Source organism: Achromobacter spanius (assembly GCF_002812705.1).
Classification (GTDB): Bacteria; Pseudomonadota; Gammaproteobacteria; order Burkholderiales; family Burkholderiaceae_B; genus Achromobacter; species Achromobacter spanius.
On record NZ_CP025030.1, the window covers coordinates 4,364,255 to 4,389,708 of the forward strand.

The 25,454-nt window shown below is 64.6% G+C and carries 24 protein-coding genes; 9 read left to right on the forward strand and 15 right to left on the reverse strand.

Annotated elements, in window-relative coordinates; all coding sequences use genetic code 11:
- Positions 1 to 324 precede the first annotated feature (324 nt).
- On the forward strand, positions 325 to 1,398 hold the full coding sequence (locus CVS48_RS19635) for a porin (protein WP_100855903.1): 1,074 nt from the start codon (positions 325 to 327) through the stop codon (positions 1,396 to 1,398).
- A gap of 54 nt (positions 1,399 to 1,452) precedes the next feature.
- Here the strand turns inward: CVS48_RS19635 and CVS48_RS19640 are convergent, their stop codons facing one another.
- The 7 genes from CVS48_RS19640 to CVS48_RS19670 form a co-directional block, all read right to left on the reverse strand.
- Positions 1,453 to 2,259 carry a putative hydro-lyase gene (locus tag CVS48_RS19640; RefSeq protein WP_100855904.1) on the reverse strand — a complete coding sequence of 269 codons (807 nt, stop codon included), beginning with the start codon at positions 2,257 to 2,259 and terminating at the stop codon, positions 1,453 to 1,455.
- Positions 2,260 to 2,298: 39 nt separating this feature from the next.
- Positions 2,299 to 3,648, reverse strand: coding sequence for an amidase (locus CVS48_RS19645; RefSeq protein WP_100855905.1), 1,350 nt, complete (start codon positions 3,646 to 3,648; stop codon positions 2,299 to 2,301).
- A 104-nt stretch (positions 3,649 to 3,752) separates the two neighbouring features.
- Positions 3,753 to 4,436 carry a DUF2848 domain-containing protein gene (locus CVS48_RS19650; RefSeq protein ID WP_100855906.1) on the reverse strand — a complete coding sequence of 228 codons (684 nt, stop codon included), beginning with the start codon at positions 4,434 to 4,436 and terminating at the stop codon, positions 3,753 to 3,755.
- 72 nt (positions 4,437 to 4,508) lie between these two features.
- A complete protein-coding gene (locus tag CVS48_RS19655; protein WP_100855907.1) occupies positions 4,509 to 5,792 on the reverse strand; it encodes a TRAP transporter large permease in 1,284 nt (427 codons plus the stop codon).
- On the reverse strand, positions 5,789 to 6,409 hold the full coding sequence (locus CVS48_RS19660; RefSeq protein ID WP_100855908.1) for a TRAP transporter small permease subunit: 621 nt from the start codon (positions 6,407 to 6,409) through the stop codon (positions 5,789 to 5,791). The genes CVS48_RS19655 and CVS48_RS19660 overlap by 4 nt, the downstream gene beginning before the upstream one ends.
- An 82-nt stretch (positions 6,410 to 6,491) precedes the next feature.
- Positions 6,492 to 7,538, reverse strand: coding sequence for a TRAP transporter substrate-binding protein (locus CVS48_RS19665; RefSeq protein ID WP_100855909.1), 1,047 nt, complete (start codon positions 7,536 to 7,538; stop codon positions 6,492 to 6,494).
- 412 nt (positions 7,539 to 7,950) lie between these two features.
- Positions 7,951 to 8,856, reverse strand: coding sequence for a LysR family transcriptional regulator (locus tag CVS48_RS19670; RefSeq protein WP_100855910.1), 906 nt, complete (start codon positions 8,854 to 8,856; stop codon positions 7,951 to 7,953).
- Between the two features lie 67 nt (positions 8,857 to 8,923).
- On the opposite strand from CVS48_RS19670, the gene CVS48_RS19675 reads away from it, so the two are divergent.
- Together CVS48_RS19675 and fabV are read left to right on the forward strand one after the other, a co-directional pair.
- The gene (locus CVS48_RS19675) at positions 8,924 to 9,883 is read left to right on the forward strand and encodes a DMT family transporter (protein WP_100855911.1); all 960 of its coding nucleotides are present in this window, start codon (positions 8,924 to 8,926) and stop codon (positions 9,881 to 9,883) included.
- 141 nt (positions 9,884 to 10,024) lie between these two features.
- Positions 10,025 to 11,215, forward strand: a complete 1,191-nt coding sequence (gene fabV, locus CVS48_RS19680; RefSeq protein ID WP_100855912.1) for an enoyl-ACP reductase FabV — start codon at positions 10,025 to 10,027, stop codon at positions 11,213 to 11,215.
- Between the two features lie 69 nt (positions 11,216 to 11,284).
- Here the strand turns inward: fabV and CVS48_RS19685 are convergent, their stop codons facing one another.
- The 3 genes from CVS48_RS19685 to CVS48_RS19695 form a co-directional block, all read right to left on the reverse strand.
- Positions 11,285 to 11,590 carry a hypothetical protein gene (locus tag CVS48_RS19685; RefSeq protein ID WP_126376321.1) on the reverse strand — a complete coding sequence of 102 codons (306 nt, stop codon included), beginning with the start codon at positions 11,588 to 11,590 and terminating at the stop codon, positions 11,285 to 11,287.
- A 195-nt stretch (positions 11,591 to 11,785) separates the two neighbouring features.
- Complete coding sequence (gene serB, locus CVS48_RS19690) at positions 11,786 to 12,511, reverse strand: phosphoserine phosphatase SerB (RefSeq protein ID WP_100855914.1); 726 nt, start codon at positions 12,509 to 12,511, stop codon at positions 11,786 to 11,788.
- Between the two features lie 12 nt (positions 12,512 to 12,523).
- Positions 12,524 to 13,432, reverse strand: coding sequence for a LysR substrate-binding domain-containing protein (locus CVS48_RS19695; protein WP_100855915.1), 909 nt, complete (start codon positions 13,430 to 13,432; stop codon positions 12,524 to 12,526).
- A gap of 242 nt (positions 13,433 to 13,674) precedes the next feature.
- On the opposite strand from CVS48_RS19695, the gene CVS48_RS19700 reads away from it, so the two are divergent.
- The 3 genes from CVS48_RS19700 to CVS48_RS19710 are packed head-to-tail and all read left to right on the forward strand — an operon-like array spanning position 13,675 to position 17,418.
- Positions 13,675 to 14,751: an ABC transporter ATP-binding protein gene (locus tag CVS48_RS19700; protein ID WP_100855916.1), complete on the forward strand. Its 1,077-nt coding sequence runs from the start codon at positions 13,675 to 13,677 to the stop codon at positions 14,749 to 14,751.
- Between the two features lie 13 nt (positions 14,752 to 14,764).
- Positions 14,765 to 16,411 carry an ABC transporter permease gene (locus CVS48_RS19705; protein WP_100855917.1) on the forward strand — a complete coding sequence of 549 codons (1,647 nt, stop codon included), beginning with the start codon at positions 14,765 to 14,767 and terminating at the stop codon, positions 16,409 to 16,411.
- 23 nt (positions 16,412 to 16,434) lie between these two features.
- On the forward strand, positions 16,435 to 17,418 hold the full coding sequence (locus CVS48_RS19710; RefSeq protein ID WP_100855918.1) for an ABC transporter substrate-binding protein: 984 nt from the start codon (positions 16,435 to 16,437) through the stop codon (positions 17,416 to 17,418).
- Between the two features lie 33 nt (positions 17,419 to 17,451).
- Here CVS48_RS19710 and CVS48_RS19715 read toward each other — a convergent pair whose 3' ends face one another.
- Entirely contained in the window at positions 17,452 to 18,129 is a 678-nt protein-coding gene (locus CVS48_RS19715; RefSeq protein WP_050446919.1) for an ABC transporter ATP-binding protein, read from the reverse strand.
- Here CVS48_RS19715 and CVS48_RS19720 point away from each other — a divergent pair.
- Positions 18,128 to 18,778, forward strand: a complete 651-nt coding sequence (locus CVS48_RS19720; RefSeq protein ID WP_167401024.1) for an arylesterase — start codon at positions 18,128 to 18,130, stop codon at positions 18,776 to 18,778. The genes CVS48_RS19715 and CVS48_RS19720 overlap by 2 nt on opposite strands.
- 30 nt (positions 18,779 to 18,808) lie before the next feature.
- On the opposite strand, the gene CVS48_RS19725 is transcribed toward CVS48_RS19720, so the two are convergent.
- The gene (locus tag CVS48_RS19725) at positions 18,809 to 20,773 is read right to left on the reverse strand and encodes a SurA N-terminal domain-containing protein (RefSeq protein ID WP_100855919.1); all 1,965 of its coding nucleotides are present in this window, start codon (positions 20,771 to 20,773) and stop codon (positions 18,809 to 18,811) included.
- A 328-nt stretch (positions 20,774 to 21,101) separates the two neighbouring features.
- Between CVS48_RS19725 and ugpQ the strand changes: the two genes are divergently transcribed.
- Both ugpQ and CVS48_RS19735 read left to right on the forward strand, forming a co-directional pair.
- The gene (gene ugpQ / locus CVS48_RS19730) at positions 21,102 to 21,851 is read left to right on the forward strand and encodes a glycerophosphodiester phosphodiesterase (protein WP_100855920.1); all 750 of its coding nucleotides are present in this window, start codon (positions 21,102 to 21,104) and stop codon (positions 21,849 to 21,851) included.
- 13 nt (positions 21,852 to 21,864) lie between these two features.
- Positions 21,865 to 22,755: a 23S rRNA (adenine(2030)-N(6))-methyltransferase RlmJ gene (locus CVS48_RS19735; RefSeq protein WP_100855921.1), complete on the forward strand. Its 891-nt coding sequence runs from the start codon at positions 21,865 to 21,867 to the stop codon at positions 22,753 to 22,755.
- Between the two features lie 87 nt (positions 22,756 to 22,842).
- Here CVS48_RS19735 and CVS48_RS19740 read toward each other — a convergent pair whose 3' ends face one another.
- From CVS48_RS19740 to CVS48_RS19750, 3 genes are all read right to left on the reverse strand, one after another.
- Entirely contained in the window at positions 22,843 to 23,439 is a 597-nt protein-coding gene (locus CVS48_RS19740) for a DUF6036 family nucleotidyltransferase (protein ID WP_242001213.1), read from the reverse strand.
- Entirely contained in the window at positions 23,436 to 23,732 is a 297-nt protein-coding gene (locus CVS48_RS19745) for a hypothetical protein (RefSeq protein WP_100855922.1), read from the reverse strand. Before CVS48_RS19745 ends, CVS48_RS19740 begins: the two co-directional genes overlap by 4 nt.
- A 121-nt stretch (positions 23,733 to 23,853) precedes the next feature.
- Positions 23,854 to 25,290 (reverse strand): dihydrolipoyl dehydrogenase, encoded by a 1,437-nt coding sequence (locus CVS48_RS19750; protein ID WP_100855923.1) that lies wholly within the window; start codon positions 25,288 to 25,290, stop codon positions 23,854 to 23,856.
- Positions 25,291 to 25,454 lie beyond the last annotated feature (164 nt).

Consider the following 25,454-nt stretch of genomic DNA (forward strand, 5'->3'; position numbering starts at 1 on the left):
GCAAAACCGGTCGCTTCAGGCGGCCGGTTTTTTTTTCGCCCGCGCGCTCCCTTTTCTGCTTTCCGCGTTCTGTAAACCAGGGAAAACGCCAAATCCAATTGGGCACTACAGCAGCGCCAATTTTCTTAGAATCCCCTGGCGTCAAACGGCTGCACCAAGTTGGCGCAGCCTTTTCGCCTACGCCATTGGGCCACTGCTCCGGACCCGCGCTGAATCCAAAGCGTCGGTGCAAGAGCCCAACGTCGGACGACCCTTCCGGCGCAACATCTCCGGCCACAAGCCGGACGCAATCAAAACAAATCAGCTACACAGGAGGAGTCTCAAATGAAACGCATCACCCTAACGCTGGCCGCAGCAGGCCTGGGCCTGGCCGCCGGCGCCGCTTCGGCGGAAACCAGCGTCACCCTGTACGGTATCGCTGACGTCAGCATCCGCTACCTGAGCACCAGCGCCGGCAGCGTTGGCCAGGACGGCAGCCGTGTGTCGATGGAAAACGGCGCCATCTCGAACAGCCGTTGGGGCCTGCGTGGTTCGGAAGACCTGGGCAATGGCAACCGCGCCTTCTTCCGCCTGGAAAACGGCTTCAACATGCAGAACGGCAATTCGTCGGCCACGGGCAAGACGTTTGGCCGCCTGGCCTACGTGGGCCTGGATGGCGGCAACATTGGCCAACTGACCTTGGGCTTGCAGAACACGCCGATGTTCGACCTGCTGGCCGACCACTTCGACCCGCTGACCGTGGGCAACTACGATCAAAACGCCTGGTTGCCCGCCGCGATGTCGCGCGTGCGCACCAACAACATGACCAAGTACTCAAACACCATTGGCGACCTGTCATTGGCGTTGTCGTGGGCCAACGGCGAAAGCTGGGAAGACCGCAAGGCCGGCCAGCAATACGGCGCCAGCCTGCGCTACATGGTCGGCAAGCTGGGCCTGGGCGCGGCGTATCAGCAGACCTACGACGGCCTGGATTCCGATCTGCGCCAACGCGTCTGGAACTTGAACGCGTCCTACCAGTTCGACAGCGCCAAGGTGTTCGTCGGCTACTTCAACGGCCGCGACGAAACCGGCTGGGTCAATGCCGTCATGGGCGGCGCCACCACCACCGCCGGCCTGGACCGCAAGGACAACGGCTACTTCGCCGGCGTCACCTGGCAAGCCACGCCGCGTTGGGCCATTACCGGCGCCGGCTACTACGACCAAAGCAAGAACGTGGTTGAAGACGGCGACAAGGGCAAGCGCTATGCGCTGGTGGCCGTGGCGGAATACGCGCTGTCCAAGCGTTCGCAGGTCTACGGCACCGTGGACTGGAACAAGGTCAGCAACGCCGCCACCAACGAAATTGCCGGCAAGAACCACCAGGTGGGCGCGGCCGTGGGCTTCCGCCACATTTTCTAAAACCTGGCGTTCCCCAAAAAAAGACCCATCGCGTTGTCGTGATGGGTCTTTTTTTTACAGCATGGCCATTCGGCTGTTGACCAGGTCGGTCACCAGCATATGCCCCGGCGCATGCGTGATGCAGAACTCCGGCCGCACCGACGACACCACCGACTGCGGCGTGACGCCGCAAGCCCAGAACACCGGCATTTCGCCGGGGCGGATCTCAACCGCGTCGCCGTAATCCGGCCGGTTGATGTCCGCGATGCCGATCAATGCGGGGTCGCCGATGTGCACCGGCGCGCCATGCACGGACGGAAAGCGCGACGTCACCTGGATGGCGCGGATGGCGTCAGCCGCCTTCAAAGGGCGCATGGACACCACCAAGGGGCCGCTGAACGAGCCGGCCGGATTCGTGGGGATGTTGGTGCGGTACATGGGCACGTTGCAGCCCTGCTCGATGTGGCGCACCGGCAAGCCGTTGTCCAACATGGCTTCTTCGAACGAAAACGAGCATCCGATCAGGAACGACACGAGATCATCGCGCCAGATATCACGCACGTCGGTGGGTTCGGCCACCAGCTCGCCGTTTTTCCAGACACGGTAGCGCGGGATATCGGTGCGGATGTCGATATCTGCCCCCAGTTCCGGCAACGCGGGGTTGCCGGGCTCGGACATGGCCAGCAAGGGGCAAGGCTTGGGGTTGCGCTGGCAGAAATGCAGGAACTCGGCGGCCAGCGCGCGCGGCAGGATGGCCAGGTTGGCCTGCACGTGCCCCGGCGCCAGGTTGGCCGTGGGGCCGGTCAGGCGCCCACTGCGGGCGTCCAGCCGGGCCTGGCGGGCCAGTTCGACACTATTGCGTACTACGTCGACGGGCGACATGACAATTCCTCTTGATGCGGGTTGTGAGCCGCTTGGCGATCAACGCCCTGCCAGCAGCGCTTCAACCGCCAGACCAACGGCCAGGATGCGGCGGTCGGCGCCATTGCTGCCGGAGATCATCAAGCCCACGGGCGCCATGCCCGGCGCATGGCACGGCAGGGACAGCGCGCAACCGTCCAGGAAGTTGATCAACGTGGGGTTGCGCAGGATCAGGCCGTTGGCCGCGTAATAGGCCTCGTCGGAAGCCACCAGGTCCGCCACCGCCGGCGCCACGATGGGCGTGGTGGGCATGATGAGCGCGTCGTAGCCGGCAATGCGGTGGTCCACGGCGGCCACCCAGGCTTCGCGCGCGTCCAGCAGGTCCAGGTAGTCGGCGGCGCTCATGTCCTGGCCGCGCATGATGCGCGACACCACGCGCGGGTCGTAGCGCTTGCCGGCGCGCGCGATAAGGTCGCGGTGCCAGGCCCAGGCTTCGGCCGCCGTGAAGCCGCCCTTGCTATTGATGTTGCCCAATTCGGCGAATTCGGGAATGGCAATTTCCTCGACCAGCGCGCCCGCTTCCTTCAGCTTGGCCACGGCAGCGGCAAAGCTGTCGGCCACGTGCTTTTCCATGGCGTCCAGCGCCAGCGTGGTCGGCACGGCCAGGCGCAGGCCGCGCAGCGCCATGGCCTCGGGCACCGGGCCGCCGTCGCCGGACAGGATGGCGTCCAGCTCGGCGCAGCAGCGCACGCTGCCCGCGATGGGGCCGATGGAATCCAGGTTGACCGACAGCGGCAGCACGCCCGTCATGGACACGCGCCACGCGCTGGGCTTGAAGCCCGTCAGGCCGCACAGCGCGGCCGGAATGCGTACCGAACCACCGGTGTCGGATCCAATGCCGGCAACCGCCATGCCGTCGGCAACCGACACCGCCGCGCCCGAGGAAGAACCGCCCGGAATGCGGCCGGTGCCACGGTCATACGGGTTCAACGGGGTGCCATAGTGCGGGTTAATGCCCAGGCCCGAATAGGCGAATTCGGTCATGTTGGTGCGGCCGATGATGACAGCACCGGCGGCGATCAGGCGCTGCACGACTTCGGCGTTGGCGTCGGCCGCGGGCTCGCCTTCGCGCGCGACGGAGCCGGCCATGGTGGTTTCGCCTTCGATGTCGAACAGGTCCTTGATGCTGATCGGCAGGCCTTCCACGGCCGAGCGCACGATGCCGGCTGCGCGCAGCGTGTCGGAAGCGCGGGCCTGGGCCAGCGCCGATTCGGCATACAGCTTGGTGAACACGCGCGCGCCCTCGCCCGCCGCATCCTGGGCGCGTGCCAGCGCCAGTTCGGTCAGGGCGACCGACGTGGTACGGCCTTCACCCAGGGCCAAGGTCAGTTCATTCAAGGTCGAAACCATCTTTGTCCTCGTGCCGACTTGCGGCGTAAAAGTGCGGACAGGCGCAACCTTGAGAAAAGGCGCGCCTGGCGTTCAATGCGATCCCATCACATCAGGAACCGGAATCAGGCCACCACGGGCAGCGATTCAACATGATAGCGGTGGCTGATCGTGCGCTGGCGGCGCGGGTCGAACAGTTCCATGGTGAAGTCGGCGGCGGCGCGGATGCCGCCGATGGCGCCCACCGTGCCGCAGGTCATGCCCGCGCCTTGCGGCAGCACGGCCGCGCCGCCGGTGTAGCCGGCGATCAGGTCCTGCGGCGTGCGCAGCGTGGACAGCGGGCCTTCCTGGTACAGCACCTTTTCGCCGTTTTCGACGATGTAAGAGCGGATGACCAGTTCGTCCCAGTAGTCCGCCACGTCGGCCAGGCGCCAGGCGACGGTCGCCACGGGCTTGACGCAGACCTGCTTGGACATGGCGACGCTGACGGTCTCCAGCTTGCGGTCGGTATGGTCGGACGCGATGCTGACGTACATCTCGCCATCCACGGCGAACACGAAGGTTTCCACTTCGCCCGACGAATCTTCGCCCACGGCCTGCACTTGCGTGGCCTGGGTCAGTTGGTTGTCGGCAATGCGGTAGTACAGCGGCACGCTGGTCGGGCGCGGCACGCCGATGGCGGCCAGCTCTTCGATGTGGTGCTCAATGGCGGCCATGTCGCGTCCGGCCCAGCCGGCCACGATCAGGGTGTTGAAGTCCACTTCCACCTGGCGGGGATTGGCGTCGTCGATGTTGAATACGGCTTTCATATCAGTCCTGCGGAAATAACGGGTGGAAAACGGTGCGGCCACCCACGGGCCGCACCCGGTTCAAACAAGCAATCAACCAAAGGCGCGCGGCAGCCACAGCGCGATGTCGGGCCAGAACGCCAGCAATGCCAGCATCACGAACATCGCGGCGACAAACGGCAGGCTGCCGACAATGACGGCACCCATGGAGCCACTCTTGCGCAGGCTTTGCACCACGAACAGGTTCAGGCCCACGGGCGGCGTGATCAGCGCGGCTTCGACCAGGATGATGATGACGATGCCCAGCCAGATCGGGTCGTATCCCAGCGCAATCATGATGGGCGCCACGATGGGGATGGTCGTGATCATCATGGACAGCGTTTCCATGAAGCAGCCCAGCACCAGGTAGAAGATCACCACAATCAGCAGCATCCAGCCGGGCGACAAGCCCAGGCCGGTGATCGACTTGGTCAATGCATCGGTCAGGCCGGTGGCCGACATGACGAAGTTCAGGAAGCTGGCCGCGATGACGATCAGCATGATCATCGCCGTGGACCGCATCGTGCCTTCCATCACTTCGCGCAGCATCGTCCAGCTCAGGCGGCGGAACCAGGCAGCCAGGATGAACGCGCCCAGCACGCCCAGCGCGGCGGCCTCCGTCGGCGTGGCCAGCCCCGCGTAGATGGAACCGACCACCAGGAAGAAGATGCCCATGGGCGGCGCCAGGTGCACCAGGCTGGCCAGGCGTTGGCCCCAGCTCGCGTGGATCTTCTTGCCGCCCCAGGACGGCTTGGCGACGCACGCAATGACAATCATCAGCATGAACAACGCGGCCATCGCGAAGCCGGGAATGATGCCGGCCAGATAAAGCTTGGGCACCGACGAATTCGTCAGCACGCCATAGATGACCAGGTTGATCGACGGCGGAATCAAGATGCCCAGCGTGCCGCCCGCGGCCAGACTGCCCAGGAACAGCGGCTCGTTGTAGCCGTACTTGCGAATCTGCGGAATGGCGACGGTACCCACGGTGGCCGCGGTGGCCACGCTGGAACCGGACGTGGCCGAGAACAAGGTGGAGGCGCCGATGTTGGCGTGCATCAAACCGCCCGGCAGCCACGACAACCACAGGCTCATCGCGCCGTACATGCGTTCGGCGAAACCCGCGCGCAGCAGCACTTCGCCCAGCATGATGAACAGCGGAATAGCCACCAGCAGGAACTCGTTGTTCGAGCTCCAGGAAATTTCACCGATGGCGCGCGACAGCGGCAGCATCGAGAACAGCGGGTCCAGGATCAGGCCCAGCACGCCAAGCGCCGCGCCCACCGGAATGGACAGGCCGATCAGCACCAGCAACAACGTCAATGCGGTGGAAATCATGCCGCTTCTCCCTTCACCATGCGCTCGCCGGCGGCGGCTTCTTCTTCGGCTTCTTCCTGCGCCGAACGAACGCCGCAGATCTGCTTGACCAGTTCGATATCGCCGGTGACCAGCGCGGCCGATGCGCGCGTCAGCATCAGTGCGACGGTGATGCACATCCAGGCCAGGCCCAGCAGCCACAAGCCCTGCGGGATCCACAAGGGCGTGGCCAGCGGCGTGTTGGCCGCGGATTTCTGCGCCCACGAGGTTTGCACCACGTCGTAGGCGTAGTACGTCAGGAACACCATGAAGACGGCCATCGCCACCATGGAAATCCAATCCAGCACGGCCGACAGGCGCACCGGCAAATATTGGTAGAGCACGTCAACGCGCACGTTGGCGCGCTGCAAGGTGGCGAAGGCCAAGGCCCAGGACGTGCTGATGGCGAAGGCGTAGCTGGAGAGCTCGTCGGCGCCACCGGTGGTAAAGCCCAGGAATTTGCGGGCCAGCACGTCGAAGGAGATCAGCAGCACGCTGGCCACCGTCAACGCGCCGCCGGCCCAGACGGCGACGCGCGACAAGCTCTCGGCGCGCCGCAACAGGCCGCCCAGCAGGCGGAAGTTTTCGGTTTGGGTCATGGATAGCACCTCTGCGGGCATGCGCCCGGTATGACTGGCGGGAAAACGCGCCGCCGCGCGATGCGGCGGCGCTGCCCAGCGCTTACTTGCTGGCGGTCAAGCCCAGCGTCTTGCCGATGGTGGCGTTGTAGTCCTTCACGCACTGTGCCGAGCAACGGGCGGCCCACTTGGGCAGCACGGCTTCCTGGGCAACCTTTTTCAGCAGCGCGCGGTCAGCGTCGGACGGCTGAACCAGAACCATCTTGCCCTTGACCGGGAACGGGCAGGCAGCGGCGCCCGTGTTGCAGTCGTAGCCTTCCTGCGTCTGGCGCGCGGCGGCGTCCCAGATGTTGTCGACCAGCGTCTTCACGTTGGTTTGCAGGAACGTACGAACGGCGGGGTCCAGCTTGTCCCAGGCCTTCTGGTTGACGGCGTGGATCTGCTGGTTCCAGTTGATCGGCAGCGCGACCAGGTGCGTGGACACTTCGTACCACTTGGCCGAGTAGCCCGACAGCGAACCGGTGATGGCGCAATCGACCACCTTGTTCTGCAGGGCCGGAACCACTTCACCGAACGCCATCGTCACGCTGGAACCGCCCAGCGCTTCGACGAATTCAGCCGTGGTGCGGCTGCTGGTGCGGACCTTCTTGCCCTTGATGTCGGCCAGGCCCTTGATCTCGGCGTTGCAGAACAGCACTTGCGCCGGATAGGTCGAAATGCCCAGCAGCTTGACGTTGTTGCCTTCGCCGTAGAGCTTGGCGTAGACGGGTTCGAAGGCGTCGGTCACGGCGCGGGCGGTCTTGACGTCAGGCGCCAGGCCGGCCAGGTCGATGGCTTCGTTGATGGGGTTGTCGCTGGCGAAGTACGACAGCGTGGCGGTGCCGAATTCAATCACGCCTTGCGACATCAAGCGCAGCAACTCGGGACCCTTCAGGCCCATTTCGTTGAAGCCCTTGATTTCGGCCGTGACCTGGCCCTTGGACAGCTCGGGAATGGTCTTCGTCCAGAACGGCTTTTCGTAGTCGTTATAGGCGGTCAGGTTGGACAGGCCTCCCACGACCTTCAACTGGGTTTTGGGCAGGTCCTGCGCGTGAACGGCGCCGGTCAGCAAACTGGCGGCGACGGCGGCGAAAACAAGAGACTTCTTCATGGACAAAACTCCTGGCTGGCGGGATGGTCTGCGCACGCGGGATCCCGTTACCCCGATCACGTGCGGTTTGGGTTCAGGTGGTCAGGCGCGATGAACGCGCGCTGCGCGTGGCCGAGGACGTGGCGCCAGGGTCTGCAATTGGATCGAGTGACTATTCATGCTTTTCCCCCGCACTGTGTATCCAGGCGTTGCATTTTTGATGTCTCGCCATTGCATCCGCCACGGCGGGAAGCGTCCAATCGTAAGTTGCGATGTGGGGGTATAAATATTTCTTGGGTCTCGCCCGACGGCGCGGACGGAATTCACGCAAATGACGGCCTGGCGCGGTGTTGCCGGCGGTGGCAGGCAAGGCTGCGCATAGCTGACGATACCCCTGGCCGCCCTGTGTCGGCCCCTGACCAGGGGAAAACACCTAGATAGGAATTCCGTTCCCGGCCTGCGCCGCGACCTTTTGCGCCATCTGCGCAATCACCCTGACCGCGTGGCTGTCCGGCCCCTGCACCCAGCTTGCGGTGAAGCTCAACTCGGGCAAGGGGTCGGCCTGCACGCGCAGGATGCGCAGCTCGCCGCGCGCCAGTTCCTTGCCCAGGAACACCGGCGCGATCACGCTGGTGCCGATGCCGTCCTGCGTCATCCGCACCACCATGGACATGGAGGCACTGCCATACATGCGCGGCGAGGCCACGCCGGCGCGCGTCAGCATGTCGCGCACCACACGGTACGGCGAGCTGTTGGACGGGTACGTGATGATGGGCAGCTTGCCGATGCGCTCAAGCGTCAGCGGCTCGGGGCCGAGGTCCAGCGTGGGGCTGGCCACCCAGGCAAGTGGATAGCTGCACAGCGCCAGGTTTTCAACACGGGCCTCAAGCACGGGCCCCATCAGGAAGGCCAGGTCGATCTGGCGCGACATCAGGTGTGGGCGCAGCACATGGGTGGTGTCCACCTCGATCTCCAGCACCAACGCCGGGTAGGTCGAATGGATCAGTTCGATCAGCGTGGGCAGCCAGGTCTGCACGATGGTCTCGGCCACGCCGATGCGCACGGTGCCGGTCATCACGTTCTGTTCGCGCGCGGCCTCGAACATATCGCGCCGCACTTGCAGCATGCGCTCGGCATGCGACAGCAGTTCGTGGCCCTTGGCGGTGAGCTTGACGCCGCGCGCGTCGCGCTCGAAGAGCCGCACCCCCAGGTCCGCCTCAAGCGAGGCGATGCGCTGCGACACGGCGGGCTGCGTGGTGTTGAGCTTGTCTGAGGCAGCGCGAAAGCTGCCCAGCGTGGCGACCCAAAAAAAAGTTTCGACGTTACGTAGTTCGATCATTGGCCTGTTCCCCCGGCGCGATGAGCGTATCATGGCAGCCGCCCATTTCCTCATCAGGAGCCCGTCCATGTCACCGGCCGATCCAGGTCGCCCACAAGCCCCCGCGCCCGCTTCGCGCGGCCCGCTCGTCGGCATCTTGCTGCTGGTGCTTTCGATGTGGACGCTTTCCTGTCTGGACGCCAGCGGAAAATGGGTCATGAATGCGGGGGTGCCGCTGCTGGTGCTGTCGTGGTTCCGTTATGTGGTGCACCTGATCCTGGTGCTGGCGCTGGTGTTGCCGACGCGCGGGCTTCGTGTGCTGCGCAGCAACAAGCCGCGCGAACAACTGATCCGCGGCGGCTCCATGTTCCTGGCCACGCTGATGTTCTTCACGACGCTCAGCTACATCCCGCAAGCCGAGGCCACGGCCATCAACTTCCTGGCGCCCTTGCTGGTGTTGTCGGTGGCGCCCTGGGTCCTGAAAGAGCCCGCCCGCATGTCGCGCTTCGTGGCGGCGGGCATTGCGTTTATCGGCGTCATCATCGTGATCCGCCCCGGCGGCGGCTTGCACCCGGTCGGCACCATTTTCGGGCTGCTGACGGCCTGTTGCTTTGCCGCGCAATTCATCGCCACGCGGCGGGTCGCGGGCGATGATCCGTTTACATCGCTGATCTGGAGCGGCGCGGTGGGCACCGCCTGCCTGACGGTAACGCTGCCCTTCGTGCTGCCCGCGGCGCTGCCGGTCTTGCAGGGGCTTTCCGGGTTCGATTGGCTCTTGCTGATCTCGACCGGCCTGACTGGCGGGGTGGGCCATCTGTTTCAGATCGCCGCGTACCGGCGAGCCCCGGCGTCCACGCTGGCGCCCTTCATTTATTTACAGATCATCAGCGCCACGTCCGTGGGCTGGCTGGTCTATGGCCATTTCCCGGACCCGCTGACCTGGCTGGGCATCGCCATCATCTGCGCCAGCGGCATCGGCATCGGCTTGATCGAATGGCGCCGCAGCCTGGCCATCAGTGCGGCAGCCGCCAGGGCTGCTGTCCGCTAGATCGACGGCGCAATCCGCATCTGAACCCACGGCGGGACGCGTACGCGGCGCGCGCGGAGCGGCTCCCGTACAATGCTGGTCGCTTTTTGCGCTTTCGCGCTTGAGCTTCCAGCATCCGGCATTTCCCCGAGCGAGGTCTTCATGGTCATCAAGCCCCGTGTGCGCGGCTTTATCTGCGTCACCACCCATCCCGTTGGCTGCGAAGCCAACGTCAACAAGCAGATCGACTACGTTCGGGCGCAAGGCCCCATCGCCGGGGGCCCGAAACGCGTGTTGGTGCTGGGCGCGTCAACCGGCTACGGCCTGGCCGCCCGCATCAGCGCGGCCTTCGGCTGTGGCGCGGAAACCTTGGGCGTGTTTTTCGAACGCCCCGCCGACGCCGCCAAGGCTGGCACGCCGGGCTGGTACAACACCGCCGCCTTCCACAAGGCGGCACAAGCCCAGGGCCTGACCGCCACCAGCATCAACGGCGACGCCTTCTCTGACGAGATCAAGCAAAAGACCATTGCCGCCATCAAGGCTGGCATGGGCCAGGTGGACCAGGTCATCTACAGCCTGGCCGCCCCGCGCCGCACCCACCCCAAGACGGGCCAGGTGTTCAACTCCACGCTCAAGCCCATCGGCAACGCGGTCAACCTGCGCGGCCTGGACACCGACCGCGAAGTGGTCAAGGAGTCCGTGCTGGAGCCGGCCACGCAAGCCGAGATCGACGCCACCGTGGCCGTCATGGGCGGTGAAGACTGGCAGATGTGGATCGACGCGCTGCTGGATGCCGGCGTGCTGGCTGAAGGCGCCACGACGACGGCCTTCACCTACCTGGGCGAAAAGATCACGCACGACATCTATTGGAACGGGTCGATCGGCGCGGCCAAGAAGGACCTGGACGAGAAGGTGCTGGACATTCGCACCAAGCTGGCCGCGCGCGGCGGCGACGCCCGCGTGTCGGTGCTGAAAGCCGTGGTCACCCAGGCCAGCTCGGCCATTCCGATGATGCCGCTGTACCTGTCGCTGCTGTTCAAGATCATGAAGGCGGAAGGCACGCACGAAGGCTGCATCGAGCAGGTGTACGGTCTGTACAAGGACAGCCTGTGCAGCGACACGCCCATCCTGGATGAGCAGGGCCGCCTGCGCGCCGACTACAAGGAACTGGATCCGAAGGTGCAGGCGCAGGTGCAGGCGCTATGGACCCAGGTCACCAGCGACAACATCTACCAACTGACCGACTTCGCGGGCTACAAACAGGAATTCCTGCGCCTGTTCGGGTTCGAGATCGATGGGGTGGATTACGACGCCGATGTGGATCCGGCCGTGGATATTCGCGGCCTCGTTTGATCGCGGGTTGATCGCGGTTTGATCGCCTCCTGCGGCCTGCGCGCCGGGCAAGCCCGGCCGCGCAGGGCGTCATAGATAATCCAACGTCACCAAACGATGCGGCACGGCCACGCCGCCAGGTCCGCCGGGCAAGGGCCGCAGCGCCTTCGTACTGACCTTGACGATACTTTCACTGGTTACCGGCTGCCTGCCGGGCGCGGGCGCACAACTGACCTGATGCGCGCCCTGCCCCGCAGTGGGAACGCGGCTGGCCTGGCAGCGAGCGGGTTCCACGATCGAGCCGGAAAACCGGATGATGCCGCCGGCGGCACTGACCGTCATCGGGGTCAGCAAGGCAGCTAGGGAAAGGACAAGCGCTGAACGACGAATAGTCATGGCGGCTCCAGAGCGTGGCAACGTCTGGCGCGCAGGCTTGCCCGCCAAACTGCATTCCCTCGACATCGCCGTGGCATCAGGGCGGCGTCAAAGCGCTGTTATGCAGGCGCCTTGGCGAATTCCATGTCTCGGTTGCTAATCAGACTACTCTGAAGCATTTATCGTATCAATCTGCATTAAGTCTAAAAACGCCGCTTATTTCGCGTTTATCGTCAAGATCAATTCCAAAAGCCTATCCAAGCCCCCCTCATCGATCACCACATTGACGGTTTGGCGCACGACCGCCTTGGCCCGATAGCCGACCGACAAGCCCGCGGCGCGCATCATTGGCAAGTCGTTCGCACCGTCACCCACGGCAATCGCCCGATCCAGCCCCACGCCGCGCTGCGCGCACACCTCTGCCAATTTGCGTCGCTTTTCCTCGCCGTCGCAAATATCGCCCCAAGGCTGCGGTACAAGCTTGCCCGTGAGGCGTCCGTCAAACACCTCCAGCACGTTGGCGCGCACGTCGTCCAGCCCCAGACGCTGACGCAGGCGGTCCGTAAAGCAGGTAAAGCCGCCCGTCACCAACAGGCAGGTCAGACCCGCCGCCTTGCAAGCGGCAATCAGGGTTTCGGCGCCGGGATTGATGCGCACACGTTCGTCATAGACCGTATCCAGCAAGGTTTCGGGCATGCCGGCCAATAACGCCACGCGGTCGCGCAGGCTTTGCTTGTAGTCGATGAGGTCACCGCGCATGGCGGCTTCCGTCAGCGCCGCCACTTCGGCTTTCTTGCCCATCAGATCGGCCATTTCATCCAGCGTCTCGATAGAGATCAGCGTCGAATCCATATCGAACGCAATGACCTTGTAGTCCGACAAGGCCAGCGGCGGCGTGATGCCGCGCCAGTGCAAGCCAGGAACTGTGGACGAATAAAGCATGGCAATCCTTGTCTAGGCGGGGATGGGCAAGCTGGAACGCTGTGCGCACAGCCAGTTGATGAACAATTGGGCGGATGCCGAGGCCGGGCCATCCTGCCGATACATCGCATGGATGCCGGCGTTGGGCAGGTGCGGGTGGGGAAACAAGGGGCGCAGGCGATCGGCGCGGATGTCGTCTTCCAGCAGGCACCAGGGCGCCAGCGCGATGCCGAGGTCGTTCATGGCCGCCTGCATGCACAGGAACTGGTGGTCGAACACGGGCCCGGGCAATTGCGCCGGCACGTCCACCTTGGCCAGCGCAAACCAGCGCGGCCAATGGTCCATGCCGCCAGAGATCTTCAAGAGCGGATGGCCCAGGCAGTCGGCGGGCGTGTTCAGCCGGTTGCGGTCGATGAAGCGCGGCGACGCGACGGGCACGTGGAAGTCGTCCAGGCAATGCACGCAAGCCAGGTCGGAATGCGCCATGAAGCCATGCCGGATCAGCACGTCGCTGCCGGGGTCGCCGCCCCGGTCCAGGAAGGGGCGCGCCTGCGTGCTCAGTTGCACGTCTACACCAGGATGCAGCGCCTGGAAGGTCGACAGGCGCGGGATCAGCCACTTCATGGTCAACGAGGGCGTGGCGCACACGCGCAGCACGCCGCCGTGGGCGGGTGATTTCAGCTTGGCCGTGGCGACGGCGATGCGTTCCAGGCTGGCCTGCACTTCGGGAAAATACGCCTGCGCGCAGGGCAGCAGCGCCACGCCACGCGCCTCGCGCGCAAACAGCGGCTGCCCCACATACTCTTCAAGAATGCGTATTTGCTGGCTGACCGCGCTGTGCGTGATGCTGAGTTCATCGGCGGCGGCCGTGAAGCTGCGCAAGCGCGCCGCGGCTTCGAACACGCGCAGCGCTTTCAACGGCGGCAGGCTCTGCCCGGCCATTTCAGCGGTCGCCCGCCCAGGCGCCGGCCAGGCGCAAGGCTGTGCTGCTCTTTCCCACGTTTACCCTTGTCGTCTAATTATTGGCGGCGCGGCCATGGCCACGCCTGCGCTGTTCTGCCGCATTCTAGGGGATAGTGGCGGCGGCGACCTCTTAGAAAATCTAACGCCATGCCTTAAAAAACACTGCTGGTCGCTAGCCGGGTGCGTTCCTATGATGCCGTGAACCCAAGCAGGAACGGACTATGGCATCGATCACGGTAGACGGCATCGCCAAGACTTTTGGCGGACAGCAGGTGTTGCGCAATTTGTCGCTGCACATTCCCGACGGCGCGTTCTACACGCTGCTGGGTCCCAGCGGCTGCGGCAAGACCACCTTGCTACGCTGTATAGCAGGCTTTTACGCGCCCGACGGCGGCCGGCTCCTGTTCGACCAGGACGACGTCACCCATGTTTCCGCGCACCGCCGCGACATCGGCATGGTGTTCCAGGACTATGCGCTGTTCCCCGACAAGAGCGCCTTCGACAACGTGGCCTATGGCCTGCGTGCGCGCGGCGTGGCTCGCGCAGAAACCACGCGGCGCGCCAACGAAGCGCTGGACAAGGTCGGGCTGCTCTCATTGGCCGACCGCTACCCCGCCCAGATGAGCGGCGGCCAACGCCAGCGCGTGGCCTTGGCCCGCGCGCTGGTGATTCGGCCGCGCGTGCTGCTGATGGATGAACCGCTCTCCAACCTGGACGCCAAGATGCGCTTGCAGATGCGCGACGTCATTCTGGATCTGGTGCGCGAGGCCGGCATCACGACCGTCTTCGTCACGCACGACCAGGAAGAAGCGCTGGCGATGTCGGACCGCATCGCGATCATGGACCACGGCAATATCGCGCAACTGGGCACGCCCGAGGAACTCTACGGCACGCCGGTCAACGCCTACGTGGCGGACTTCATCGGTTCGGCCAACGTGATCCCGGTGCCGGCGCAGACCGGCCTGGCGGGCGCGCCGGAAGGACACGTGCGCTACGAATTGTGTGGCCTGCGTTTTGACGGCGTACAGGGCAGCGCGCAACTGGACGCCAGCGGCGTGTTGATTGCCCGCCCGGAAGAGCTGGCGCTGATGGCGCCCGCGCCCTACGTTCCCAACACCCTGCCCGGCAAGGTGCTGCGCCGCCAGTACCTGGGCTTCAAGACCGCGTACCGCATCGCGCTGGACAACGGCACTGAGATCCGCGTCGAGCTGCACGCCGGCAATATGGTGGCGCAGTTCCAGCCCGGGCAAGCCGTGCAGGTGCTGATCCCCGCCGACAGCCGCGTCGTGAACGCCTGAGGACGCGCCCGCCATGAAAATCAAATGGTGGCCCTGGGGCATCCTGACCGCAATCTGCCTGGTCCTGCTGCTGTTCTTCGTGCTGTATCCGCTGGGCGTGCTGTTCGGCAACAGCGTCACGGGCCAGGACGGTGGCTTTTCCCTGGAAGGCTTCAAGGCCTTGCTGGCCGATTCCCAATACCTGGAGGCCTTCGGCAACACGCTCATCCTGGGCCTGGCGGTGACCACCTGCACCGTGCTGGTGGGCGTGCCGTTCGCCTATCTGGTGGCGCGCTACGACTTCCCCTTGAAGAACCTGGTGGCGATACTGCCGGTACTGACCATCGTGATTCCGGAAATCATCGTGGGCCAGTCCTGGCTGCTGCTGTTGGGCAACAACGGCCTGTTGACCAACCTGCTGGGCGACGTGGGCATCTCGCTGCCGTCCTTCTACGGCTGGACGGGCATGGTGTTTTCCATGACGCTCGTCTACTACACCTACATTTATCTTGGCGTGCTGGCCGCGCTGCGCGGCTTTGATGGCCAGTTGGAAGAAGCCGGACTCAGCCTGGGCACGCCGCCCTTGCTGACCCGCTTGCGCGTGCTGGTGCCGGTGCTGCTGCCGGCGGTGCTGGTGAACGCGCTGGTGGTGTTCACGCTGGTGGTCGGCAACTTTGCGCTGGCGATGCTGCTGGGCAGCCGCGTGCCGCTGCTGTCGGTCATGACGTACAACACCTTCGTCAGCGAAATGGGCGGCAGCCCCACGCTGCAAAGCGCCATGTCGGTGGTGTCGATCGCCATCGTCGCCATCGTGCTGTTCATTCAGAAGCGCGTTGTGGAACGCAAGGTCTACACGATGACGCAAGGCCGCGCCCCGGCCGCGGTGCGGGTGCGTTCGTGGACGGCGGTGTTGTATGCGGGTGGCGTGGGGCTGGTGATCCTGGTGTCGATGCTGCCGCTCATCATCGTCTTCATCGCCGCCTTCACCAAGACCAGCGGGCCCGTCATGCAATGGGGCCAGTGGTCGCTGGCCAGCATGCAACGCGCCGTGCATGGCGCGCCCGAACCCATTTTGAATTCACTGAAGTTCGCCTCGTTGGCCACCATGCTGGGCGTGGCCTTCGCGGTGCTGGTCAGTTATCTGACCATCAAGAAGCGCAACGCGTTCACGCAGGTGCTGGACTACATCGTCGTGCTGCCGCTGACCATTTCCGGCACGGTGCTGGGCATTGCGCTGGTGCAGACCTTCAACACGGGCTGGCTGGTGCTGGCGGGAACCTCCGGGATCATGGTGCTGTGCTACACGGTGCGCCGCCTGCCCTTCGCGGTGCGCAATGCATCGTCGGTGCTATTCAACATTCCGGACTCGATCGAGGAAGCGTCGATCAGCCTGGGCGTGTCGCCCCTGATGACGTTTTTCAAGGTGATCCTGCCCGCCATGAAGGCGTCGATCATCTCGGCCGCGATCCTGATGTGGCTGACGACGATATCCGAGCTGTCGGCCTCCATCGTGGCCTACAGCGGCGGCCTGGAAACCATGCCCATCGCCATCTTCCGTCAGGTTGACGGCGGCAGGCTGGGCATGGCGTCGGCCTATGGCGCGGCGCTGGTCACGGTGATCGTGCTGCCCATCATCGTGTCGGTCAAGACGTTCCGCATCAAGCTGTTCTCCGGCAAATAACCCCCTCGACCCAAAGGCTCTCCATGCAACTCAAGCACCTGATCCAGACCAGCGTTTTGGCCGCCTCCCTGGCCGCCGGCGCCGCGCACGCGCAAAACGTCGTGCTCTATTCGTCGAACAACACGGAAACCATCGAGACCGCGCTGGATGCCGTGAAGAAGGCGAACCCCAAGCTGAACGTGCAGCCCGTCACGGGCGGCACCGGCACGATGATGAAGCGCATCGAGGCCGAATCGCAGAATCCGCGCGGTGATCTTTTCTGGAGCGGCGGCTTTGGGACGCTGGGCGCCTACCGCCAGCAATTGCAGCCCTATCGCCCCGCCGACCTGGACAAGATTCCCGCCGAATTCCGTGGCCCCGACGACCTGTGGGTGGGCACGAACGTGCACGTGATGGTGATGATGGTCAACGAACGCCAGTTGAAGGGCCTGCCCGCGCCCGCCACCTGGTCGGACCTGATGCAGCCCCAATGGAAGAACAAGTTCGCCATTACCGATCCGTCCAAGAGCGGCACGGCGTACATGCTGGTGTACGGCCTGTACAAGCAATTCGGACAGGCCGGCCTGGACAAGATCGCGGCCAACGCCGTGGTCACCGCGTCGTCGGGCACCACCTACAAGGGCGTGGCCGCGGGGGAGTACGCCGTGGGCATGACGCTGGAATACGCCGCGCAGGAATATGTGGCCGGCGGGCAAAAGGAAATCAAGCTCGTCTATCCGACCGAAGGCAGCTACCTGGCGCCGGAAGGCATGTTCATCATCAAGGGCGCCAAGAACCTGGACGCGGCAAAAGCCCTGTACGACGGCCTCTTGAGCAAGGAATCGCAGGAAGCGCAGTTGGTGAAGAACTTTCGCCGGCCCACGCGCACCGACGTGGCCGTGGCCAGCCTGACCACCCTGCCCGACCTGAAGACCATCAAGATCTTCCCCGTCAGCCAGGAAGCGGCCGCCACCGACTATGAATCGGTGGTGGCGGCCTGGAACCAGGCGGTGGCCAAGGCGAAGTAAGAACGGGGCCGGGGCCGGCCGGCTCGGGGCGTATCAGTCGCCCTGCACCATCCGGCCCGCGGCCAGCACAAGCTGACGGCCGCATCGGGCCGCCAACTGCGGATCGTGGGTCACCAGCACCAGCGTGGTGCCGTGCTCGCGGTGCAGGTCGAACATCAGGTCGATGACGGTGACGCCGGTGGCGGCATCCAGGCTGCCGGTGGGCTCATCGGCGAACAACAGGTCGGGCTGCACCACAAAGGCGCGCGCCAGCGACACCCGCTGCTGCTCGCCGCCCGACAAGGTGCGGGGGTAATGATGCAGGCGCGCACCCAGTCCCACGCGCTCAAGCATGGCCTGCGCGGCCTCGCGCGCGGATTGCCCGGCCAGTTCCAGCGGCAGCATCACGTTTTCCAGCGCCGTCAGGTTGGGCAGCAACTGAAACGACTGGAACACGAAGCCCACATGATTGGCGCGCAAGCGCGCGCGGCCGTCTTCATCCAGGGCGAACAGGTCCTGCCCGGCCAGATGCACGCTGCCCACGCTGGGAACATCCAGCCCGGCCAATAGTCCCAACAACGTGGACTTGCCCGAACCGGAGCTTCCGGTGATGGCGACGGCGCTGCCGGCCTGCACCGTAAAATCAATTCCTTCCAGGATAGACAGCGTCCCGCCGGCATCGGCTACCCGCTTGCCCAGCCCTTTCACCTCGATCGAATTCTTGCTATCCATGCGCCTATTTTCCCTTCTGCATCTAACGTCCGCCTTGGCGATTGCCGTCGTGGCCCTTCCCGCCCACGCTCAGACCGCCCCGACGGCCGAGGGTTCCGCATCGCGCACCTTGCTGGTGGTGGGCGACAGCCTGTCCGCCGAATACGGCATCAAGCGCGGCACGGGTTGGGTGCCCTTGCTGTCCGCTCGGGTTTCCGAACAATACCCCAAGTACCAGGTCGTCAATGCCAGCATCAGCGGCGACACCACCAGCGGCGGCATAGCGCGCCTGCCGGCGCTGCTGCGCCAGCACGCACCCGCCGTGGTCGTGCTGGAACTGGGCGCCAATGATGCATTGCGCGGCTTGCCATTGTCGATGACCGAGCAAAACCTGCGCGCCATGACGCAGGCCGCCAAGCAGGCCAAGGCGGAAGTGCTGATCGTGGGCATGCAGATTCCGCCCAACTATGGCCGCGATTACTCGCAGCGCTTCGCCCAACTGTTTTCCACGGTCGCCAAAGACGAAAAAGCCCGGCTCGTGCCCTTCCTGATGGAAGGTATTGCAACGAACCGGGCGATGTTCCAGGCTGACGGCATCCATCCTAACGAGGATGCCCAGCCCCAACTGCTGGACAACGTATGGCCGACGCTGCGGCCATTGCTGAACTAGGGCGGGTCTAAGGGCAGGTCTAAGGGCGGATCAGCCCTCTGCCTGCGGCTGATCGCCGCGAATGACGTCAGCGGCGCCGGGCAGTACTTGCACCTTGTACTGTTCACGCAGCATCTTCAGCATTGCTTCGATTTCGGCCTGACCCAGGCCGCCCGACAACTGCTGCGCCAGGCGGGCCTTGGCAGCCTCGTCAACCGTACCGGCTTCAACCTTTTCCAGGCGAACCAGCGTGTAGTCGTCACCCGACTGAACACCGACATAGCCCGGCAACGGCGTCGAAGGCAGGCGCATCGCGGCGTCCACGACGGGTTGCGGCAGATCCTTGGGGTCCTGGCGCGAGACCACCACGGCGGGCGCGAAGCCTTCCGGTGCGGCGGACGGGTTGGCCTTGTCGGCCGCCAGCGCCGCTTCGCCGGCCTTCTTGGCGGCTTCTGCAGAACGCTCTTGGATCAAGCGCGAACGAATCGAATCGCTGACCTTGTCCAGGGGCGGCACATGGGCCGGTTCCAGATTGGCGACGCGCACGGCCATCATGACGGCGGGCGACAGCTCAATGACGCCGGAGTTCTGCTTTTCGCGCAGCACGTCGGGCGAGAACAGAATCTGGCGCACGCGCGGGTTGTCCAGCAGTTCGGCGTCGGGGCTGTCGGCGGCGGAACCCGGGCCTGCCTTGTCGGCGGGCAAGAGACCTTCGCGGGTCACGCCCGAGGCGGTACGCAGCTTCAGGCCCACGGCATCCGCGGCGGGTTGCAGGCTGTCGCGCTGGTCATAGACCTGCTTGTTCAACTGGCTGGCCATTTCCGAGAAATGCACGGCGGCAAGCTGCTTGCGCACTTCGCCGGTGATCTGGTCCTTGACCTCGGCCAGCGGCTTGATGGCAGCGGGCTGGATCTCGGTGACCTTGATGATGTGCAGGCCCGACGGGCTTTCGACAACACCCGACACCTGGTCCTTGGCTTGGCTGAAGATGGCCTTTTCCAGCGGACCGGTCAACATGCCCGGCGCCAGCCAGCCCAGATCACCGCCCTTGGCGGCCGAACCCGAGTCTTGCGAATTCTTGGTGGCCAGTTCGGCGAACTTGGCCGGGTCGGCAGCCGCCTGCTTGGCCAGGTCTTCGGCCTTGGCGCGAGCGGCCTTGCGGGCCTCTTCCGACGCGCCAGGGGCCAATTCAATCATGATGTGGCTGGCGCGGCGGCGCTCGGGTTGACCAAAGCGGTTCTTGTTTTGCTCGTAGTAGGACGCCAGGTCTTCGTCCTTGACCTGGATGCCCTGCGTGGCGGCGGCTTCATCCAGCACCAGGTATTGCACTTGAACCTGTTCGGGAATCTGCAGTTGCTGCTTGTTGGCGTCGTACCAGGACTGGATGTCGGCGGGCGACACGGTCACTTGCGAGCGATAGTCTTCAGCCGCGAAACGGCGCAGTTGCACGGTGCGCTGCTGCGTCAACGCCGTTTCCAGCGAGGCGACGACTTCGGCGGGCGCGCCGGCGGAACCGCCCACGGGGTCCAGCACGCGGCCAACGGCCAGGTCACGGCGCAAGCCAGCTTCAAACGAGGTCGGCGACATGCCTTGCGCCACCAGCACCTGGCGATAGCGTTCGGGCGAGAAGCGGCCGTTGTCCTGGAACTGGGGAATGGCGGCGATGGTGTTGCGCAGCGTTTCGTCGGACACCGTGAAGCGGTTGTCGACGGCAACGTTGGCCAGCAGTCGTTGGTTGATCAGCTGGTTCAGCAGGTTTTCGCGCAAGGCGGGCGTGTCAACGACGGCGGGGTCGAAGCGAGCGCCCTGGCGTTGCTGTATCTGCGCCAGTTGGTCGCGATGCGCCTGATCAAACTCGGCGCGCGAAATCGGCTGGCCGGCGACCGTCGCCAACTCAGGCTCTTGGCGCATGAAGCTGTCATAGCCTTGAATTCCGACGAGGAAGAAGGACGGCACAATCAGAAGCAGCAGGATGAGCTGCATCCAGCGCCGATGGCTGCGAATTAATTCGAACATGGAATCCCTGTTGCCGCGCTCCGGGGGTGTCCACCCGAAGCCGCACGAAAACGCAAAAAAAAGGGCGAACTGGATTCGCCCCATTCCCATACCGGTCAATACCGGATCAGCGGGCGGATTTTAGCATTTCTCACTCGCATGGGGCCTTTAGATTCTCTTCAGATTATTCCGGGTCGCCCGCCCCCTTGCGCCCCACCGGGCCAATCAGCCCTCTGCCGCGCGCCCAGGCTGCCAATTGCCCTGGGGCGGAGGCTGAAGCCCCGGGAATCGGCTGCCAAGAAGGAGTATCCTTGCAACCCTGTCCCCAAGAACCCCAAGCAACACCAAAATGACCGCAGAACTCCCCTCCTGGCCCTATTCCCGTTACATCGCGCACCGCGGCGGCGGTCGATTGGCGCCGGAGAACACCTTGGCCGCCATGCGCGTGGGCGCCGCGCACGGGTTCACGATGTTCGAATACGACGTGAAACTCAGCCGCGACAACGTGCTGGTGCTGATGCACGACGACAACGTCGACCGCACCTCCAACGGCACGGGCCCGGCGGCCGCCAAGCCCTACGCGGAACTGGCGCAACTGGACTTCGGGGCCTGGCACTCGGCCGCTTACGCCGGTGAACCGCTGCCCACCCTGGCCGCCGTGGCCCGTTACACGGTTGCCAACCACATCGCCAGCAACGTCGAGATCAAGCCCTGCCCCGGCCGCGAAGCCGAAACCGGCGCCGCCGTGGCGCTGGCCTGCAAGCAACTGTGGCAAGACGCCGGCACGCCTCCACTGCTGTCCTCATTTGCCGAAGAAGCCCTGCAAGCGGCGCTGGAAGCCGCCCCCGAATTGCCGCGCGCCCTGCTGGTGGAAAAGGTACCCGCCGACTGGTGCGAACGCCTTGCCAAGTACAAGTGCGTGGCGCTAAACATCAACCAACAAGACGCAACCCGCGAACTGATCGATGCCGTGCATGCCGCCGGCTATCGGATCGCGGCCTGGACCGTCAATGACCCCGAACGCGCCCGCTTGCTGCTGGACTGGGGCATCGACGGCATTTTCACCGACGAGCTGGCCGCCATCCGGCCCGCCGCCTGAGGCAGAACGCCCCGTGTTCAGTTACCGCCACGCCTTCCACGCCGGCAATCACGCCGACGTGCTCAAGCACGCCATCCTGGTCCACACCCTGGACTACTTCAACAAAAAAGACGCGCCCTATTGGGTCGTGGACACCCACGCCGGCGCCGGCCTCTACAACCTGGAGAGCGACTGGGCAAACAAGACGTCCGAATTCGAGGGCGGCATCGGCCGCCTGTGGGACGCCAAGGATCTGCCCCCGCTGTTGGCCGACTACGTTGCACGCATCCGCGACTACAACACCAATGGCCGCCTGAAGCGCTATCCCGGTTCGCCGTGGCTGGCGCTGGACGTGATGCGCCCGTCCGACCGCCTGCGCCTGTTCGAAATGCACCCGACCGAGATCGACACCCTGGTCGTCAACCTGGAACACCAGGGCCGCACGGCGCAGCGCCAGACCACTATCTACGGCGACGACGGCTTCGAGGGCGTGAAGGCCCTGCTGCCGCCGCCCACGCGCCGGGGCATGGTGCTGATCGACCCGTCGTACGAAGACAAGCACGACTATCGCCGCACGCTGATTACCGTCAAGGAATGCGTGAAGCGCTTCGCCACCGGCACCATCGCCATCTGGTACCCGCTGGTACAACGCCGCGAGGCCAGCGAAATGGCGCGCCATTTTGAAAACTTGAAGGTCAAGAGCTGGCTGCACGCCACGCTGACCGTCAAGAAGGCTACCATCGACGGCTACGGCCTGCACGGCAGCGGCATGTTCCTGATCAACCCGCCGTGGACCCTGCACGAAGGCTTGAAGCAAGCCATGCCCTACCTCGCCCGCGAACTGGGCGAGGACGAACGCGCCGGCTTCACTCTGCAATACCGCGAAAACCCATTCCCGGTGCCGAAGAAGCAGTCGGACGACTAAGGGCGCCACGCATCAAAGACAATGGCCCGATCCTGATGGATCGGGCCATTTTTTATCGGGGCGCCGCAGCCGCCTAGGCAGCCGAATCTAAGCGGTTGAGCGCCGCTTTTCCGCCTGACGGGCGATCTCGACGGCGTCCGCAATATTCATTTCCAGTGGACGAACGTTGCCCACAAAACCGGGCAAGGCGTCGCGCGCGCGCGCTTCGATGGCGGCAGCCGTCGTCAAGCCGTGCTCGACAAGCGCAGCGATATCGCCCCGATCATTGGCAGAAAGCCGCGATATCTTGCTGACTGCCAGGTCAACCGGGGACAGAATGTAGATGTCGAAATAATCGACGCCAAGCGGAACCCGTACCGCATCATCCAGGTAGTCCTCGTGCATGAGGGCAAAGGTTGAGTTGTATTGCGCGTCGAAGTGCAACCACAGAGGACGCCCCCCCGGGCCCGGCACCTCAATGCCCAGATCCTGGGGCAGATAAAGGCGCGCGCCGAATTCGGCATCGACGTCCATCGTGACCCGTTGCGCGGTGTATAGATGCACGGCAATGCCGCCGGCAATCGTGGCCTTGATCGGCTTGTCCCGCAGTTCCAATCGCGCCTGAAGCTCGACAAAAAGAGCTTTAAGACCCTTGGCAAGATCAGTATCCGTATGGAATTTCAAGCGGGACGCGGGCGCGTTCAAAGCGCTTCTCGTTGCAGTTGGACGGCGAGCATATCGCGTAGCCGATTGATCGTCAGGATATGACCCTTGCCCATTAATTCAGCCAAGGTCGCTGGGGCTTGGGTATGCGTCGTGAAATAACGCTCGCTGGCAGACCACAGTGAATTCGCGCCCGAGGGGTTAGCAGATTCCAGCGACATCGCGGCGAAGCGGAAAACACTAGCCTCGGCGCGGGTACGCGCCACCCGCGCGCGGCCTTTGACAACGCGGGCGCAACGGTCAAGCATTTTTTGTTCCCGATCGCGAGGGTCCATGGCCGGCTCCTGTGAATGGCGGGGTCATTTTACCGTCCAGATACCCTCCATGTTCGCCGCGCCTTCGAATTCGGACGAAGTCCCGCCTGGGTGCGGGGGGCCAGCGCCCCCCTTGCCCGCGTTAAACCGTCTCTTTTTCCGACGTCTCGTTGCGCAGCGATTCGCGGGCGGCGGCGAGTTTCGCGGCCGCGTCGCGCAGCGCCGTGCGCAGCCCCTCTTCGATGACGGGGTGGTAGAACGGCATTTCCAGCATGCGCGCCACAGTCAGCTCCTGCTGTACGGCCCAGGCCAGCAAGTGGCCGATGTGCTCGGCGCTGGGGCCGACCATTTCGGCGCCCAGGAAACGGCCCGACGCGATGTCGGCGTACACGTGCAGCATGCCCTTGTTCTTCAGCATGACCCGCGAACGGCCCTGGTCGCTGAAGTCCACTTCGCCCACCACAAAGGTGCCGGGAATCAGGCGGCCGTAGCCCTGGCCCGCCAAGGCAATCTGCGGGTCGGAGAACACCACGGCCAACGGCGCGCGGCGCAGGCCCTTGCGCAGTTCGGGAAAGCGCGCGGCGTTTTCGCCGGCGATGCGGCCTTCGTCCGCGGCTTCGTGCAGCAAGGGTGCGTCGGCGTTGGCGTCTCCGGCGATGAAGATGGCGGAATCGCCGGCTTGCATCGTTTCGCGATCGAACACCGGCACGCCGTGCACGTTCAGTTCCAGCGACGTGTTTTCCAGGCCCAGGCCGTCCACGTTGGCGCGGCGGCCGGTCGCGACCAGCGCGTAGTCGAAGCGTTCGATGCGCTCGCTGTTGTCCAGCGTGATATAGCGCACTTCCACCTCGTCACCCACCCGCGTGGTTTCCAGCACGCGAGCGTCCGGATCCAGGTAGAACTCGCGCTGGAAGATCTTGCGGGCGCTATGCCGCACTTGCGGGTCGCTGATGCCACCCAGGCTGCCGCTGACCCCGAAGACCCGCACCTCAACGCCCAAACGCGCCAGTGCCTGGCCCAGTTCCAGCCCGATCACGCCAGGCCCGAACACCGCCACGCGGCGGGGCAAGTCGTCCCAGGCGAAGACGTCGTCATTCACCACCAGGCGATCGCCCAGCGCACGAAACGGCGGCGGCACCGAGGGCCGTGAACCCGTGGCGATGACCACGCGCGAGGCATGCACTTCCGTGTGCTCGTCCACCCGCAACACCGTATCCGAGATAAAGCGCGCATAGCCGCGCAGCTTGTCTTCAGCGGGAATATTCTCGACGCCTTCAAGCACGAAGCCCACGAAGCGGTCGCGTTCGCGCTTGACGCGGTCCATCACCTCGACGCCATCCACCGAGATATCGCCCCCGACGTGTACGCCGAAGGCTTCGGTATGCGCCGCGTTGTGGGCGGCTTCGGCGGCGGCGATCAGCAGCTTGGACGGCATGCAGCCAACACGGGCGCAAGTGGTGCCATAGGGGCCGCCTTCAATAATCAGAGCGCGCTTGCCCGCGGCTTTCGCGGCGCGATAAGCGGCCAGACCGGCAGTGCCGGCGCCGATGACAGCGATATCGGTATGCAGAGTTTTCATGATTGGGGTCCCCTGTTGCGGGTAGCAAAAAGAATTCAAAGGCGAGTTCCGCCTTGTTGCGCATCCTCGGGACGAACACCGTCCGGCGGCGCCGGTCACGGGCCGCATAAGGCATGCATTAAGGGTGCGTAAAAAGGGAAGCTCGTGCCGGGAAAAACCAGGCG

Coding starts and splice junctions, on each gene's coding strand:
- CVS48_RS19635 (WP_100855903.1), top strand. CDS start 325: ATGAAACGCATCACCCTAACGCTGGCCGCAGCAGGCCTGGGCCTGGCC.
- CVS48_RS19640 (WP_100855904.1), bottom strand. CDS start 2,259: ATGTCGCCCGTCGACGTAGTACGCAATAGTGTCGAACTGGCCCGCCAG.
- CVS48_RS19645 (WP_100855905.1), bottom strand. CDS start 3,648: ATGGTTTCGACCTTGAATGAACTGACCTTGGCCCTGGGTGAAGGCCGT.
- CVS48_RS19650 (WP_100855906.1), bottom strand. CDS start 4,436: ATGAAAGCCGTATTCAACATCGACGACGCCAATCCCCGCCAGGTGGAA.
- CVS48_RS19655 (WP_100855907.1), bottom strand. CDS start 5,792: ATGATTTCCACCGCATTGACGTTGTTGCTGGTGCTGATCGGCCTGTCC.
- CVS48_RS19660 (WP_100855908.1), bottom strand. CDS start 6,409: ATGACCCAAACCGAAAACTTCCGCCTGCTGGGCGGCCTGTTGCGGCGC.
- CVS48_RS19665 (WP_100855909.1), bottom strand. CDS start 7,538: ATGAAGAAGTCTCTTGTTTTCGCCGCCGTCGCCGCCAGTTTGCTGACC.
- CVS48_RS19670 (WP_100855910.1), bottom strand. CDS start 8,856: ATGATCGAACTACGTAACGTCGAAACTTTTTTTTGGGTCGCCACGCTG.
- CVS48_RS19675 (WP_100855911.1), top strand. CDS start 8,924: ATGTCACCGGCCGATCCAGGTCGCCCACAAGCCCCCGCGCCCGCTTCG.
- fabV (WP_100855912.1), top strand. CDS start 10,025: ATGGTCATCAAGCCCCGTGTGCGCGGCTTTATCTGCGTCACCACCCAT.
- CVS48_RS19685 (WP_126376321.1), bottom strand. CDS start 11,590: ATGACTATTCGTCGTTCAGCGCTTGTCCTTTCCCTAGCTGCCTTGCTG.
- serB (WP_100855914.1), bottom strand. CDS start 12,511: ATGCTTTATTCGTCCACAGTTCCTGGCTTGCACTGGCGCGGCATCACG.
- CVS48_RS19695 (WP_100855915.1), bottom strand. CDS start 13,432: ATGGCCGGGCAGAGCCTGCCGCCGTTGAAAGCGCTGCGCGTGTTCGAA.
- CVS48_RS19700 (WP_100855916.1), top strand. CDS start 13,675: ATGGCATCGATCACGGTAGACGGCATCGCCAAGACTTTTGGCGGACAG.
- CVS48_RS19705 (WP_100855917.1), top strand. CDS start 14,765: ATGAAAATCAAATGGTGGCCCTGGGGCATCCTGACCGCAATCTGCCTG.
- CVS48_RS19710 (WP_100855918.1), top strand. CDS start 16,435: ATGCAACTCAAGCACCTGATCCAGACCAGCGTTTTGGCCGCCTCCCTG.
- CVS48_RS19720 (WP_167401024.1), top strand. CDS start 18,128: ATGCGCCTATTTTCCCTTCTGCATCTAACGTCCGCCTTGGCGATTGCC.
- CVS48_RS19715 (WP_050446919.1), bottom strand. CDS start 18,129: ATGGATAGCAAGAATTCGATCGAGGTGAAAGGGCTGGGCAAGCGGGTA.
- CVS48_RS19725 (WP_100855919.1), bottom strand. CDS start 20,773: ATGTTCGAATTAATTCGCAGCCATCGGCGCTGGATGCAGCTCATCCTG.
- ugpQ (WP_100855920.1), top strand. CDS start 21,102: ATGACCGCAGAACTCCCCTCCTGGCCCTATTCCCGTTACATCGCGCAC.
- CVS48_RS19745 (WP_100855922.1), bottom strand. CDS start 23,732: ATGGACCCTCGCGATCGGGAACAAAAAATGCTTGACCGTTGCGCCCGC.
- CVS48_RS19750 (WP_100855923.1), bottom strand. CDS start 25,290: ATGAAAACTCTGCATACCGATATCGCTGTCATCGGCGCCGGCACTGCC.